Source organism: Rhizobium sp. 2YAF20, assembly GCF_052114685.1.
Taxonomy (GTDB): domain Bacteria; phylum Pseudomonadota; class Alphaproteobacteria; order Rhizobiales; family Rhizobiaceae; genus Rhizobium.
Map to the genome: position 1 here is coordinate 58,207 of NZ_JBFRFF010000011.1, position 13,973 is coordinate 72,179.

Annotated in this window: 14 protein-coding genes; 10 read left to right on the forward strand and 4 right to left on the reverse strand. The window is 60.0% G+C overall.

What is annotated here, in order from left to right; all coding sequences use genetic code 11:
• Positions 1 to 98 precede the first annotated feature (98 nt).
• Positions 99 to 1,052 carry a sugar-binding transcriptional regulator gene (locus AB4Z52_RS15640; protein ID WP_442218904.1) on the reverse strand — a complete coding sequence of 318 codons (954 nt, stop codon included), beginning with the start codon at positions 1,050 to 1,052 and terminating at the stop codon, positions 99 to 101.
• Positions 1,053 to 1,091: 39 nt separating this feature from the next.
• The gene (locus AB4Z52_RS15645; RefSeq protein WP_442218844.1) at positions 1,092 to 1,547 is read right to left on the reverse strand and encodes an RbsD/FucU family protein; all 456 of its coding nucleotides are present in this window, start codon (positions 1,545 to 1,547) and stop codon (positions 1,092 to 1,094) included.
• Between the two features lie 364 nt (positions 1,548 to 1,911).
• Here AB4Z52_RS15645 and AB4Z52_RS15650 point away from each other — a divergent pair, with 364 nt between their 5' ends.
• The 10 genes from AB4Z52_RS15650 (at position 1,912) to AB4Z52_RS15695 (ending at position 11,133) form a co-directional block, all read left to right on the forward strand.
• Positions 1,912 to 2,319: a hypothetical protein gene (locus AB4Z52_RS15650; protein WP_442218845.1), complete on the forward strand. Its 408-nt coding sequence runs from the start codon at positions 1,912 to 1,914 to the stop codon at positions 2,317 to 2,319.
• Positions 2,320 to 2,523: 204 nt separating this feature from the next.
• Positions 2,524 to 3,618 (forward strand): nucleotidyltransferase family protein, encoded by a 1,095-nt coding sequence (locus AB4Z52_RS15655; protein ID WP_442218846.1) that lies wholly within the window; start codon positions 2,524 to 2,526, stop codon positions 3,616 to 3,618.
• A 364-nt stretch (positions 3,619 to 3,982) separates the two neighbouring features.
• Positions 3,983 to 4,642, forward strand: a complete 660-nt coding sequence (locus tag AB4Z52_RS15660) for a response regulator (RefSeq protein ID WP_442218847.1) — start codon at positions 3,983 to 3,985, stop codon at positions 4,640 to 4,642.
• Positions 4,639 to 5,997, forward strand: a complete 1,359-nt coding sequence (locus AB4Z52_RS15665) for a sensor histidine kinase (protein WP_442218848.1) — start codon at positions 4,639 to 4,641, stop codon at positions 5,995 to 5,997. Before AB4Z52_RS15660 ends, AB4Z52_RS15665 begins: the two co-directional genes overlap by 4 nt.
• Positions 5,998 to 6,087: 90 nt before the next feature.
• Positions 6,088 to 7,014, forward strand: coding sequence for an ROK family protein (locus AB4Z52_RS15670; RefSeq protein ID WP_442218849.1), 927 nt, complete (start codon positions 6,088 to 6,090; stop codon positions 7,012 to 7,014).
• Positions 7,004 to 7,714: a copper homeostasis protein CutC gene (locus AB4Z52_RS15675; RefSeq protein ID WP_442218850.1), complete on the forward strand. Its 711-nt coding sequence runs from the start codon at positions 7,004 to 7,006 to the stop codon at positions 7,712 to 7,714. The genes AB4Z52_RS15670 and AB4Z52_RS15675 overlap by 11 nt, the downstream gene beginning before the upstream one ends.
• 109 nt (positions 7,715 to 7,823) lie before the next feature.
• Positions 7,824 to 8,612: a DUF6030 family protein gene (locus AB4Z52_RS15680; protein WP_442218851.1), complete on the forward strand. Its 789-nt coding sequence runs from the start codon at positions 7,824 to 7,826 to the stop codon at positions 8,610 to 8,612.
• Positions 8,613 to 8,818: 206 nt separating this feature from the next.
• A complete protein-coding gene (locus AB4Z52_RS15685) occupies positions 8,819 to 9,160 on the forward strand; it encodes a helix-turn-helix transcriptional regulator (protein ID WP_442218852.1) in 342 nt (113 codons plus the stop codon).
• The gene (locus AB4Z52_RS15690) at positions 9,111 to 9,461 is read left to right on the forward strand and encodes a hypothetical protein (RefSeq protein WP_442218853.1); all 351 of its coding nucleotides are present in this window, start codon (positions 9,111 to 9,113) and stop codon (positions 9,459 to 9,461) included. Before AB4Z52_RS15685 ends, AB4Z52_RS15690 begins: the two co-directional genes overlap by 50 nt.
• A 445-nt stretch (positions 9,462 to 9,906) precedes the next feature.
• A complete protein-coding gene (locus AB4Z52_RS15695; RefSeq protein ID WP_442218854.1) occupies positions 9,907 to 11,133 on the forward strand; it encodes an MFS transporter in 1,227 nt (408 codons plus the stop codon).
• 18 nt (positions 11,134 to 11,151) lie between these two features.
• Here the strand turns inward: AB4Z52_RS15695 and AB4Z52_RS15700 are convergent, their stop codons facing one another.
• Complete coding sequence (locus AB4Z52_RS15700) at positions 11,152 to 12,693, reverse strand: SpoVR family protein (protein WP_442218855.1); 1,542 nt, start codon at positions 12,691 to 12,693, stop codon at positions 11,152 to 11,154.
• Complete coding sequence (locus tag AB4Z52_RS15705) at positions 12,693 to 13,964, reverse strand: YeaH/YhbH family protein (RefSeq protein WP_442218856.1); 1,272 nt, start codon at positions 13,962 to 13,964, stop codon at positions 12,693 to 12,695. Before AB4Z52_RS15705 ends, AB4Z52_RS15700 begins: the two co-directional genes overlap by 1 nt.
• Positions 13,965 to 13,973 lie beyond the last annotated feature (9 nt).

The following is a 13,973-nucleotide window of genomic DNA, read 5'->3' on the forward strand; positions in this document are numbered from 1 at the left end:
AATTACTCACCAGTCGACAAAAATTGTCAATGGACATTCGTTGCTGCGATGCCGAACAACGAGCCTAAAGCATTGAAATAAAACGTGTTATTTTTTGCTCAGTCCCTGAGCAGAAATTCGGCAGTCGCCTCATCGGTGATCAAACCGTTGACTTGCCGCCCTTCGACAGCCGCCTTGATCGCTTCGAACTTGCGTTTTCCCTTGGCAATCCCGATGACGGTAGAGGTTTCACGCGAAGGGATGGGAGCGCTGGCAACCCGTTCGTTGATGGCATTGTCGAGAAGCTTGCCGTCGCCGCCGAAGATCCAGCCGCAGATCTCGCCGCTGGCACCCAGCTTCATCAGGCCCAGCATCTCTTCCTTGCCGAGAAAGCCGTCGAGACAAAGCGGCGCGTCAATGCCCATCTCGCCTATCCCGACAAAGGTAACGTCTGCCTGAGCGCTGATATCAAGCGTCGAGCGCACCAGTGCCTGGGCGTGCAGCAATTCACGCTCCTCTGCAGCGGTCACGAGAACCGGCAGCGGCATCGGGTAGTGCCGCGCCTTGACGGCGTCGGCCATGCTGAAGATCACGTTATAGTAGGCAGCCGACCCATCAGGCCCAATATTGCCGGTCAGCGACACGATGCGATGCTGCGGGCATTCGATGACAGGCAATTGATCGACGGCGGCCTTCAGAGTCCGGCCCGTGCCGATCGCCAATACGATTGGATCACTGCGCTTCAACCAACGCTCGATCTCGGCAGCGCCCGCTTCGGCGATACCGACCGTGGTCGATGTGGAACCGGGGTCGCTCGGCACGACCTCGATATGCTTGAGGTCGTACTTCTTGCGCAGCGCCTCGGCCAGTTCGAGACAGGCTGCGATCGGGTGGTCAAGCCGCACCTTGATCAGCCTCTCGGCAACGGCCAGCGACACGAGACGCTGCGCCGACTGCCGGGAAATGCTCATCGACGATGCGATCTCGTCTTGCGTCCTGCCGGCAACGTAGTACAGCCAGCCGGCGCGCGCCGCATCGTCGAGCCGTCCCTGCGTTTCCGACTTCCTGACCATCATTTTCCTTAAGCGCAATCAGCCTGAATGTTCGAAGCCCTATGCCTTTTCCGGCGGGATGACACCCTTGGTCAGGGTAAAGCAGCCATAAAAGCGCCGCTCGCCGGTTTGGATCACGCAATAGGCATTCTTCGCACGCTCATAAAATGCAAAGCGCTCGACCGGCACCAGCGGCCAGTGCTTGCCTTCGGCTTCGTCGATGACGGCCTGGACTTCCTTGCGAACGGCAGGCACTTCGTCGGGGGCGCCGACGACTTCCATGCAAGCGGCTGCGTCGTCGATGAAGCTGTCGAGCGGCATCAGCGACAGGATCGCCTTGGCAGCCTCCGCCGACGTCACGTTGTCGATCCGCAGCAGCGTTCCGAACGGCGTTTCCCTGGCGATCGAGTCGGCCGGAAAATTGGTGTCGACGAGAACCAGCATGTCGCCATGTCCCATCGACTTCAAAGCATAAAGCACATCTGCATTGAGCAGTGGCGAAATTCCCTTAAGCATAAACGAGCCTCCTAAGCTGAGCTGACGCGCGGTTGCAAGGTGGCGCACGCGGCTTTTGATGCGTCAAAGAAGTAGCCGCGTGTCCGACCGCTGTCCATAGCCGCAATGCATGTCCGTCATCGCTAAGAAGCGCACACCGTTGGCGCTACTTGATGCACCATTTTGCAATCCCGATCGAGGCATATTTACGCAACTGCCACTATCGGCTCTACATCCAGCACTACTTCCGAGGCTGGACCTTCTAACGAAGGGCATCTGGCCGTTCGCCCGAAATCGGATCGCATGCCACCCGTTCTGGAAGGTCGCGATCGACGACGACCTTCAACCTCGATTCAATCGCAAGGAGCTAACTCGACGGGATCGGATGAAGGTCCTCGCGGCGACGATCGAGACGCGGGACTACGAGACCAGCGAGACGGATCTGCTGACGCGGTTCTACACTGCCAGATGGGTGCATCGACCGAACAAGACGGAGCTGATGACCTACTATCGGCTGCTCCTCGAGTCCTTGAAGGCATCTGGCGATCTCAACGCAGGTCGACATGGCATGAAGCTCAATCCGAAGGCGTTGAACACCATCGCTGACTTCGAACTCGAGGATCGACGTCACCACGACAACTACAGTAATCAGCGAGCAATTTTCTGGCTGACTTTGGTCCTGATCTGCGTTGGTGGCGTCCAGGCGGGCGCCGCAGCGTATGACGCATGGTGGCCGAAACCAGAGCCTCAGAAGACCAGCACCGTGCAGACAACGACTAAGGACAGTCCATAAGACGGTCCTAGTTATAAGCGATCTGCAAATCACCTATAACTACCCCTGCCCTGTCGCGTTGTAACGTCTCTGCAAAAAGGTTAGAACAGAGGCCGGCCCGGCTCGATCTGTCTCCGGACGGTCCCTACGACATCCCACCTTGTTCCCTACCCCCTCGCCGGTTATACTGTTTTTGAAAAACAGTATAACGCCGGAGCCATGCGGATGAAGTCCGTTGACTTGATGTATCAGACGATGCTCGCTGAGCTGGGCCAGCGCTCGCTCGACGCCGCATGGACGGCCGACTTCCCTCCGGAGGGTCGGTTCACGCCCGCCAACATCAAAGGCCGTAAGTACTGGTACTTCGATATCCCTGACGGACACGGGGGTACGACCCGTCGCTACGTCGGTCCCGCGGACGATCCGGCCATCGCGCAACGGGTCGCCAACCATAAGCGAGACAAGGATGACCTCCGCGGCCGCAGGCGAATGGTCAACAGCCTGACCCGCGAGGGCGGAATGATCGCACCCGATACTATCTCCGGCGACATCGTCGAGGCACTGGCAGACGGCGGCCTCTTCCGGCTCCGGGGCGTCCTGATCGGCACGGTGGCCTTTCAGTGTTACAGCGGCCTGCTCGGCGTTCGCCTGCCCACGGCTGCGATCCTGACGGGCGATGCGGACATTGCACTGGACTACGCCATCAGCCACGAGGTCGAGGATAGCCTTCCTCCGATCGTCGAGCTGCTGCAGGGCGTGGATCCCAGCTTCCGCGCGGTGCCTCATCGATCGGGCGGCGCGGCATCATCGGCGTTCCAGAATGACGGCGGCTATCGGGTCGAATTCCTGACGTCGAACCGTGGATCGGACGATTACATCGACCACCCGTCGAAGATGCCGGCCCTCGGGGGCGCCAGCGCCGATCCGCTGCGCTTCCTCAACTTTCTCATCAAGGAGCCCGTCAGAACAATGCTGCTCCATCGGAGCGGTGTCCCGGTCGTTGTCCCGGATCCGTCCCGGTACGCGATCCACGAGCTGATCGTCGCCAGCCGCCGACACACTGACGGCCAGGGACCGGCAAAACGCGATAAGGACGTTCGGCAAGCTGCGTTGCTATTCGAAGCCCTGCAGCAGACGAGGAGGGCTTCCGACCTGGCTCTCGTCTACAACGAGGCGTGGGAACGCGGCCCAGCGTGGCAGGAAGGCATTCGAACAGGAGCAGGGATGTTGCCCGCTGAAGATGCCGAGCGGTTCACCGCCGTTCTGATCGAGGGCGCGAAGAGAAACCGGGAAGAGATCGAGCTTCCTTTCGGGGAATAGGGGTAGGGACTGTCTCGGCAGTAGGGCGAGAGCAGGAAATGCTGGTTGCCCCAATATTTCCACCTCCGGAGAACCTCCAGATCGGGGGCGGGCTTGCGAGGCTGCGGAATGATAGCGGGCAGGTTGTCGGAGACTATGTTCAGTTCCCTGGAAATAGGCGATACGACGGGACACCGCCAGGGTCGGCGATCAAACGTCAGCCTCGTCGTCTTCGTATGATCATGAACATGCGCCGACGATGCCAGGGTGTCCGGCGGGAGCCGATCGGAAACTGGAGTTGGTGGCAGTTGCGCATATTTAAGCCCTTATTGACCTGATAGGTGCCGCGCTATTACTGAAGTGAGGCAAAGATGGCGAGGGGCCGTTGAGAATTCTCCTGATCGAAGATGACGAGTTGATCGGCGGGGCCGTTCGTGACCACATCGCCGCGACAACCCATGCGATCGACTGGGTGAAAAGCATTGCTGATGCACAGGAGGTCACAAGCTCGGTCAACTACGGCCTGATCCTTCTCGACCTGCAGCTTCCCGACGGCGGGGGCATCGAATTCCTGCAGAAGCTGCGTCGCCGGCCCGATACCACACCGGTCATAATCCTCACTGCGCGCGATCAGATTTCCGATCGGATCGAAGGCCTCAATAGCGGCGCCGACGACTACCTCGTCAAACCGTTCAATCTCGGTGAGCTCTCGGCGCGCATCATGGCGGTGGCACGCCGCTATGCCGGCAGCCCGCAGCCGACTATCCGCATCGACGATCTCGAAATCGACCAGCCGCAAAGGCGGGTAAACGTTTCCGGCAAGGATGTGGTCCTGACGCGCCGGGAATGGGCGGTGCTTGACCTCTTGGTCGCGCGGCCCGGCGCCAATGTCTCCAAGGATCAAATCGAGGAGGCCCTTTACGCCTTCGGCTCCGAGATAGAGAGCAACACGGTCGAGGTCTATGTCAGCCGCCTGCGCAAGAAGATCGGCAAGGAACGCATCCGCACCGCGCGCGGCATCGGCTATTGCCTGGGCGAACGATGACACCCCGCAGAGCCAGCGGCCTCAGCCGTATCAGCATCACCCGCCGCCTGGTCGCGGCGCTGACCGGTCTCGTTGTGCTTTTCTGGCTTATTGCGGTCGGGCTCGGCGCCTATGTCATGAACCGCGAATTCGCCGAGATCTTTGACGGGACGCTGCAGGAGACGGCCGAACGCCTGATGCCGCTGATCCTCGACGACCTAGCCCAACGTGCGGTCTCGACGGATCCCCAGAACCTGCAGGCGATGGAGCGGGGACTGAAGAAGGAATACCTGACCTTTCAAGTGCTTGATCAAACTGGCAAGGTGATCATGCATTCCGAGGAGGCGGCAACAGTCCCCTACGAGGTGCCGCTGACGGTCGGTTTTCACAACACGCGAAAATACAAGATCTATACGCAATCCGCGCTGAACGGCACGTTGTTCCTTCACGTGGCGGATGCGTTCAAGAATCGCCGCGAGGCGTTGCGCGAGGGCACCGTTGCGCTGCTCTGGCCGCTCCTACTGCTGATCCCGGCAAGCCTGCTTGTCATCCGCCTTATCGTCAGCCGGTCGCTTGCTCCAATCGAAAGGCTGCGCAACGACATTGCCACCAAGGACAGCGGCAACATGGTGCCGGTCGAAAGCGACACGCTGCCGCGCGAGCTCAGACCGATCGCGCGCTCCGTCAATCTCCTTCTCGGCCGGCTGCGCGCGGCGCTCGAAGCGGAGCGGGAATTCACGGCAAACAGCGCGCACGAGCTCAGAACACCGATCGCAGGCGCCCTGGCACAGACCCAACGCCTGATCGCTGAGTTGCCGCCTGGAGCTTTGAGCGAGCGGGCTGGCCGTATCGAGACGTCGCTTTCCAACCTCGGCCGCCTGGCCGAAAAGCTGCTGCAACTTGCCCGCGCCGAGGCGGGCATCGGCGCGGGCGACAAGCCGACCGATCTCGTCACGATCATTGCGACCGTCGTTGGCGACTACGACCGCGACAGTGAGACCGCCGGGCGGGTTCTTCTGGAAGACGAGACGAATGCTCCCCTTGTGCGCAACATCGACATAGACGCCTTTGCCATCGTCGTGCGCAACCTTATCGAGAACGCCCTTACTCACGGACCCAAGGAAGAGCCCGTTATCGTCAGGATCGGCCCCGGCAGTACTATCTCCATTGTCAACGGCGGCGAGATCGTGCCTGCGGAAGAACTTGCCGGCCTCAAGCGGCGCTTCCGGCGCGGCAAGACCAAGGCGGCGGGCTCTGGCCTCGGCCTTGCGATCGCCGACAGGATCCTTGCGCAAATGGCCGCAAGGCTCGACCTCTTATCGCCGGCGACGGCGCACAAGGACGGCTTTGAGGCTCGCATTACCCTACCGGAATAGAGTGACAAGTCGCCTGGCCCTGGCCGATTGATCTTGCAACATTACCAAAAGGGTGCGAGCAAGCAGGCAGGATTTCCATAGGCTAATTGAATGATCGTTTCCTTCGACATCGGCGGCTCCGCTATCAAGGGCGGCATCGCTCGTTCCGAAACGGACATCGTCCCGCTCGCTCGGCGCCCGACCCCCGGCAACGATTTTACTCAGTTTGTTGCTACTCTTCGCACATTGATCAATGAGGCGGGCGAACGGCCGGATTGCCTTTCCTTTTCGATCGCCGGCGTCGTCGACCCGGATACGCAGGTGCTGACTGCGGCGAATATCCCCTGCGCCCACGGTCGCAAGCTCGCAGCCGATCTCGAGACGGAGCTCGGCTATCCGTGCCTGATCGCCAATGACGCGGACTGCTTTGCCATGGCTGAAGCCATGTCAGGCGCCGGCCGCGGTCATCGTATCGTTTTCGGCGCTATCCTTGGCACCGGCGTCGGCGGCGGTCTCGTTGCCAACGGTCGGCTGGTCAATGCGGCTGGCGGTTTTGCCGGTGAGTGGGGCCATGGCCCGATTATTGCCGCAACTGCCGGCACTCCACCCACAGCTATCCCAGCCTACTCCTGCGCTTGTGGCCAGAAAGGCTGCGTCGATACCATCGGCGGCGCCCGTGGCCTGGAGCGCCTGCACAAACTGGTCCACGACATCGATCTTCGCAGTGAGGAAATCATCGATCTTTGGGTCAAGGGCGACGAGCCAGCAGCGCGCACGCTCGATGTCTACATGGATCTCGTCAGCCCGCCATTGGCACTCACCGTCAATATAACAGGGGCGACGATCGTCCCGGTCGGCGGCGGCCTGTCGAATTCCGCACCTCTGCTAGCCAGGCTGGACGCCGAAGTGCGGCAGCGCATCTTGCGAAAATTCGATCGCCCGCTGGTAGTTGCGAGCCAATGCAGGGTCGAGCCCGGCTTGATAGGCGCGGCCCTGCTGGGACTGAACTTTGCCAGAGAGCTTACCGATGCTGCTTGAAGTCTGCGTCGAGGACGTCGAGGGACTTGTTGAAGCCGTTGCCGGCGGCGCCGATCGCATCGAGCTCTGCAGCGCGCTTACAGTCGGCGGGCTTACACCGAGTGCCGGCCTGATGGCTGCAGCCGCGCGCCAGCCGGTCCCGGCTTACGCGATGATCCGGCCACGCGCTGGCAGCTTCCAATATAGCGCTGACGAGCTCGAGGTCATGAAGGCCGACATCGATGCTGCCGGGCATGCGGGCCTTGCCGGTGTGGTCCTCGGTGCCTCGCTTAGGGACGGCAGACTTGACGCGGAGATGCTCGCGACCCTTAGCGAACATGCCGATGGCCTGGGCCGGACGCTGCATCGCGCATTCGACCTCGTTCCTGACCTGAGCGAAGCCATCGAGCTTGCCGTTTTGCTCGACTTCGAACGTATCCTGACCTCCGGCCGTGCCACGACCGCCTGGGAAGGCGCAGACGATCTGGAGCGGGCGATTGCCATTGCCGCGGGTCGCATTTCCATCATGCCGGGCGCTGGCGTCAACCTGCAGACGATCGACCGCTTGCTGCCGCGGCTGAACATTGCCGAAATACACGCCTCCTGTTCTGTGGCCGCGAGCCAGCCAGACGACCGCGCATTGGCACTCGGCTTTGCCGTTGAGGGTGCCCGCCGCACGGACGCGGCAACCGTCCGCCTGCTCAAGGCCCGACTTGGCTGAAATCCAACCGTTCCGCCCGAAATCCTTCTCAGGAGGCTGCGGTTGCAATTGTCAGCAACCGGTAAACCGGGCATAAATTAGGGATGGGTGATTCAGCCGGGACAACGGAATGACGGTCACGCCGCCTCGCCGGAAAAACAAGACCCTGTTTTGGATCAGCACGATCCTCATCGTCTCCGCCGTCGCCGCAACCGTTCTCCTTGCCAACAACATGCGCAACCTGCAGTCGGTGGCGCAACGCTACCATTTGACTTGGTTCGACCATCAAGAAAAGGTTGTGCCAAAATTCGTTGCGTCAAAGCCGATGGCGAAGCTCAATCGGCTGGAAGCCCGCGTCCCGAGCAACTTCTTCAAGGCGGCGCCTAGCGCGCCGGGAGCATTTGTTCGGACCTTTCGGCAAACGGGCGAGAGCCTATGCGCCAAGCTTGAGCAATCCGGGGTGGCCGTCGGGCGCTGGGAACAAAGCGCGCCGGGCGCTACGACCTTCGAATGCACCAACGCACCGGTAGGCGCTGCCGAGGCATCAGACGCCCCATCCCTCGTGGTGGCAGCGCGCGGTACCTTTTCGCAGGTAACGGACGTTCGCATCAAGATCGTGGTTCCCTTTACGCCCGCCGGCATGGCCGTGAGGGACAGGTTCCTGAGCGTGGTCGCTATGCTGATCGAGCAAACCCGATGGCTTGATCTAAAGGCCAGCGTCGCATCCATATCGCGGCTTGAGAATGTCGCGCAGCCCGCATTTGGCGCCAAGCTGACCTTCTTCCACGAATACAATAACATCAGGCGTTGTACATTGCTGCTCGATCTGCAAAGCCAAACACCGCAAGAGCGGCTGGCATCGGCCTATTTCGAAAAGGCGAAATGGTTTCCCCTGCCTCCGGCTGAGCTTAGCCGCTAGCCAGTGTCACTTTCTCGGGGATTATGGAGCATGGAGGAGGGGTTGCAATCTTCCGATTTTCATCCATTGAGTAGCATTTGTTACCTTAAGATCTCATTATCCGGGTTAATGAGATCTCAAGGTAACATTAGGTTGACAAATAGGGCTGCATTTACAAATGTACATTTAAGGTAACATTAACCTGGATAAGGAGACCTTAAGGTAACATGGTAGCCAAAAGCGCACTACTTTTAGCACCTCCTTATCCCGTGGAGCGATCCTTGCAAGTCTTGGGGGCAAACCTCAAGGCAGCGCGCCTTCGTAGAAACCTGACGTGTGAAGAGGTTGGTGACAAAATAGGCGTAAACAGGCGCGTGGTTTCAGATGCCGAGAAGGGGAAGCCTTCCACCACTATCGCCGTATACGCCGCACTGCTTTGGGCATACGGACTTACGGAACAACTTTCGCAGGTTGCCGATCCCGAAACTGACCAAGAAGGGAAGGCCCTCGAAAGGGCACGTGCACCTCAGCGATCACGACGGGCAAGCGCATTGGATGACAATTTCTAAAGACAGTCCAACGGATTGCTTTGTTTATATAACGCTTCCAGAAAAGACCAAACCGATAACCGCTGGACGTTTTTCGCTAAAGCAGGATCGGCGAGGCACAAACGTAGGGCAATTTGTCTACGGCCGTAATTATCGCGACAATCCCGACGCTGCAGAGATCGACCCGGCGGAACTGCAAATCGCCGCTCGAACTTACGAAACAGCGGCAATGCGCGGAATGCCTTCTCGAGGCCAGCCAGCGCTCCAGCGCCAGCACGAAGGCATCTTGCGCAATCTCCTCGGCCAGCCCGAGATCGCGTAAATTACGGACCAGTCTGGCGGTGAGCTTTGGCTACGCGATCCGCCAGACCGCTTCGATGGTTGCGACAGGGATCAACCCTTCAGCTCGAGCGCAAGTCGATCGCAACTGCGACCGAGTTTTCTGAATTTTCGAGAAACCTGCGAACAATGATCCGTCTCGACTGCCTTCCTGTTGCCTTGCGGCGCCCATAATGCTGGAATGGATGAATCTCGAGGGATCGGTGTCGCCCGGTCAAAGACGCGTCGCCCTCTCCTGCGCGCGGCCACGGAAAGCCAATCCTACCGCATGACCTTAAGAGAAAACGCTCCAGACATCAGGGCTTACGCCATCGAGCGCGATCCGCGCCTGCGTTTCATCATCCCAGCCGTCGTCGCGGTTGCCTTCCTCATGGAGCAGCTCGATTCGACGATCATCGTCACCGCCGTTCCCGATATCGCCCGCACCCTTGCGACCAGTCAGCGGCTGGTTTGCCGATCGCTATGGCGCGCGCCGCATCTTTACGCTGTCCTTGCTGATCTTTACCGTGGGCTCCATTCTCTGCGGCATGGCGACGAGTTTTCCAATGCTGATCGCCACCCGCGCGCTCCAGGGGTTCGGCGGCGCGATGATGACGCCTGTTGGCCGGCTTATTCTGATCAGAAGCTTTCCGCGCAGCCAACTGGTCACCGCCATGACCTACATGACGCTGCCTGCGATCGTCGGCCCTGTGATCGGCCCGGTTCTCGGCGGCTTCCTCACGACCTACCTGTCATGGCGATGGATTTTCTGGGTCAACTTGCCGTTCGGGCTCATCGGCATCTTCATGGCACTGCGCTATATCGAGGATACTGATCGCGATCGCACGGTGAAATTCGATTTCCCCGGCTTCTTGATGGTCGGTTTCGGTTGCGTGCTCCTGCAATACGGCATCGAGAATGTCGGACGCCCGACCATTCCCGCCTTTGCCATCGTCATCGTTCTCTTTGCCGCCGCGCTGCTTTTGAGCGGCTTCATTCGCTATGCCCGAACCGTCAAATCTCCGGCCGTCGACCTGACGCTGTTTCGGCTGCGCACCTTCCGCATTGGCACGCTTGCCGGCGGCATCTGTCGCGTCGGGCTTAACGGCGTACCCTTTCTCCTGCCGCTGATGCTCCAGGTCGGCTTCGGCATGAGCCCGATCGTCTCGGGCTCGCTCACCTTTGTCAGCGCGCTGAGCGCGCTTGCCGTCCGTCCGATCGCATCGCGCCTTCTGCGCGTCTTCGGCTTTGATCGCGTGCTTTCCTGGAGTGCTATCGGCGGCGCCGTCATTGTTGCCGGTTTCGCCTTGATCGGACCGGACACGCCGCGCTGGGTCATCATGGCCTATGTCTTCGTCTTCGGGATCGCCCGTGCCACCCAATTCATGACGTCCAACACGCTATCTTATTCAGACACGCCGGCAGCGCAGCTGAGCCGCGCCACCAGCCTTGGCGGCGTGCTGCAGCAATTGAGCGTCAGTTTCGGCATATCGATCGCGGCGATGCTGCTCGGCGTGGTGACCCTCGACGGGTCGCCGCTGACGCCCGAGAAATTTCACATCACCTTCCTGATCATGGCCTTCATACCGCTTCTTGGCCTGCCGGGGTTCGTGCGGCTGCGCCCGGAAGACGGGCAACAGGTCAGCGGGCACATCCGCCGCCAGAAGCCGATCTGAGCGACCAGTCGCGGGAAACTAGGCTGCGATTGCCGATTTGCGCGGGCTGACCAGATGTTCCTTCAGCATGATGCCCGAGCGATCGCATTCCTGCATCACCACGTCATAGCTCCACAGATCAGCCAGATGCTGCAACACCCGCTTGGCGTCATGTTCGTCGAGCAGGCTGCCGTTCATGACGGTGTGGCGAACGATCAGGCGTCGATCACCGGCAAGATCGACATCGACCACCTCGATATGCGGATCGATCCAGCCAATATCGTACTGCCTCGACAATTCGCGCCGCACACGCTTGTAGCCACGCTCGTCATGGATTGCCGCAACGCGCAGCCCCTCTTCCTCCTCCGGATCGTCGGTCAGGTGGAAAAGACGCATCTGCCGCATCAGGTTGGGGCTGAGGAACTGGGCAATGAAACTCTCGTCGCGGTAGTTTGCCCACAGATCGCGAAGGACTGCCATCGCATCGCCGGTTCCGGCAATCTCGGGGAACCACTGACGGTCCTCCTCCTGCGGCTTGGTCACGATCCGCTCGATGTCCTGCATCATCGCAAAACCGACGGCGTAAGGATTGAGGCCGGAATAGCGCTGGTCGTCGAAACCCGGCTGGAACACCACATTCGTGTGGGATTTCAGAAATTCGAGGAAGTCGCCGTCGCCGATGCCGCCGCGCTCGTGCAGCTTGGTCATGATCTGATAGTGCACATAGGTGGCTGTGCCCTCGTTCATCACTTTGGTCTGGCCCTGCGGATAGAAATACTGGGCCACGTGGCGAACGATCCTGAGGATCTCGCGCTGCCACGGCTTTAGCCGCGGCGCCGTCTTTTCGAGGAAATAGAGGATGTTTTCCTGCGGCAATCCGGTGATCGCCTGTCGGCGCTCGAGATTCATGTCGGGCGTGCTCTTGCCAGCCTTGGTGGGGACTGTGCGCCACAGATCGTTGAAGATCCGCTGCTCGTTTTCCCGCCGCTCCTGTTCGCGCAATTCCTCCTGACGCAGATCGAGCTGCTTCTTGCCGGCATAGCGATGAACACCATGGGACATCAGCGCGTGGGCGGAATCGAGCGTCCGCTCGACTGCGGTGTGGCCATAGCGCTCCTCGCAGTGGGCAATATAGCCCTTGGCGAAGTTCAGGTAGTCGAGGATCCCCTTCGCATCGGTCCACAGCTTGAAGAGGTAGTTGTTCTTGAAGAAATGATTGTGCCCAAAGGCGGCGTGGGCAATGACCAGCGCCTGCATGGTCGCGGTATTTTCCTCCATCAAGTAGGAAATGCAGGGCGAGCTGTTGATGACGATCTCGTAGGCAAGCCCTCTTAGGCCCTTGCGGTAGAAAGCTTCATGACTGGCAAAGTGCTTGCCGAACGACCAGTGTTTGTAAAACAGCGGCATGCCGATCGAGGAATAGACGTCAAGCATCTGTTCGGCGGTGATGATCTCGATCTGGTTGGGATAGACGTCAAGCCCCATCTCCAGCGCGATTTCCTGGCAGGCATCATGGATACGCTGCAGCGTCGAGAAATCCCAATCGGCTCCTTCATAGAGCCGCTTCATCGCCTTTGCCATTAGCCAACCTTTCCCTCCGCTGAGCGGCGCTGAAAGAGATCGTGGAACACCGGGTAAATCTGGCTGCGGTCGCTGACCTTGCGCATCGACAGCACAGGCCATCCGCTCTGCACCCGCTCATAGAGCGACCACAGCGCCGTTCCGGAGGAGATTGCCGAGCTTCGACCCTCCCCGACTTCCAGATAGGCGAAATATTGGCAGACCGGCAGAATGGATTCTGTCAGCAGCGTGGATGTCGCCGCATTGTCCGAATAGGCATTGTCGCCGTCGGATGCCTGCGCGGCATATATATTCCAGTCCGACGGCGGATAGCGCGCGGCAACGATACGCCGCATCGCTTCCAATGCGCTGGAGACCTGCGTGCCGCCGGTGGCGGGGCTGCGGAAGAACGTCTCCTCGTCCACTTCCTCGGCGGTGTCGGTATGACGGATGAAGACGATCTCCACCCGGCGGTATTGGCGCGTCAGGAAGATGTAGAGCAGCATGTAAAATCGCTTGGCGAGGTCTTTCATATGCTCCGACATCGATCCGGAAACGTCCATCAGGCAGAACATGACGGCCTGGGCGACAGGCTTCGGCTCGTTTTCGAAACGCCGGTAGCGAATGTCGATCGGATCGATATAGGGAATGCGCCGCACCTTGGATTCCAGTGCCTCGACCTCGGCCTCGAGCGCTGAACGACGCTCGTCGTCGGTGCTTTCGGCAATCTCCTCAAGAAGGTGGGCGATGGTCTCCGGCTTCGGGCGATGCAGCGCCACGCGGCGCATCATCGCACGGCGCATCGTTCGGTTAATGGCGAGATTAGACGGCGAACCGTTGACGGAATATCCGGCCCGCACCGGGTTTGGTTGCTCGGAGGTTGCCAGCCGCTTTTTGGCAAGGTCCGGAAGCTCGAGATCGTCGAGAAACATGTCGAGGAATTCGTCGCGGGTAAGAACGAAGCGGAAGGCATCTTCGCCGCTTCCTTCGCCGCCCTCGCGCGGCCTGCCGCTGCCACCATCGGGTCGAGGGAGGATGTCTCCCTCGACGAAGGTCTTGTTGCCGGGAAGCACATGCTCGTGTTTCCCGGCAGGTCCTCGGCGGAAGTGCGGCTCTTCCGTTCCGCCAATGGGAATGCTGATCTCGCCGCCCTTTAGAATGTCTTGAATGTCGCGGCCCTGGGTGGATTCATAGACCGCTTTTTGCACCAACGCCTTGGCTCGTCGCAAGAAACGTTGCCGATTTTCGAGACTCTTGCCGCCTGGATTCAGGCGCCGGTCGACAATGTGCATTCCTTCTTC

Excerpts from the sequence above, each read along its gene's own strand:
- AB4Z52_RS15640 (WP_442218904.1), bottom strand. The coding sequence starts at position 1,052 with ATGGTCAGGAAGTCGGAAACGCAGGGACGGCTCGACGATGCGGCGCGC.
- AB4Z52_RS15645 (WP_442218844.1), bottom strand. The coding sequence starts at position 1,547 with ATGCTTAAGGGAATTTCGCCACTGCTCAATGCAGATGTGCTTTATGCT.
- AB4Z52_RS15650 (WP_442218845.1), top strand. The coding sequence starts at position 1,912 with ATGAAGGTCCTCGCGGCGACGATCGAGACGCGGGACTACGAGACCAGC.
- AB4Z52_RS15655 (WP_442218846.1), top strand. The coding sequence starts at position 2,524 with ATGAAGTCCGTTGACTTGATGTATCAGACGATGCTCGCTGAGCTGGGC.
- AB4Z52_RS15665 (WP_442218848.1), top strand. The coding sequence starts at position 4,639 with ATGACACCCCGCAGAGCCAGCGGCCTCAGCCGTATCAGCATCACCCGC.
- AB4Z52_RS15670 (WP_442218849.1), top strand. The coding sequence starts at position 6,088 with ATGATCGTTTCCTTCGACATCGGCGGCTCCGCTATCAAGGGCGGCATC.
- AB4Z52_RS15675 (WP_442218850.1), top strand. The coding sequence starts at position 7,004 with ATGCTGCTTGAAGTCTGCGTCGAGGACGTCGAGGGACTTGTTGAAGCC.
- AB4Z52_RS15680 (WP_442218851.1), top strand. The coding sequence starts at position 7,824 with ATGACGGTCACGCCGCCTCGCCGGAAAAACAAGACCCTGTTTTGGATC.
- AB4Z52_RS15685 (WP_442218852.1), top strand. The coding sequence starts at position 8,819 with ATGGTAGCCAAAAGCGCACTACTTTTAGCACCTCCTTATCCCGTGGAG.
- AB4Z52_RS15700 (WP_442218855.1), bottom strand. The coding sequence starts at position 12,693 with ATGGCAAAGGCGATGAAGCGGCTCTATGAAGGAGCCGATTGGGATTTC.
- AB4Z52_RS15705 (WP_442218856.1), bottom strand. The coding sequence starts at position 13,964 with ATGCACATTGTCGACCGGCGCCTGAATCCAGGCGGCAAGAGTCTCGAA.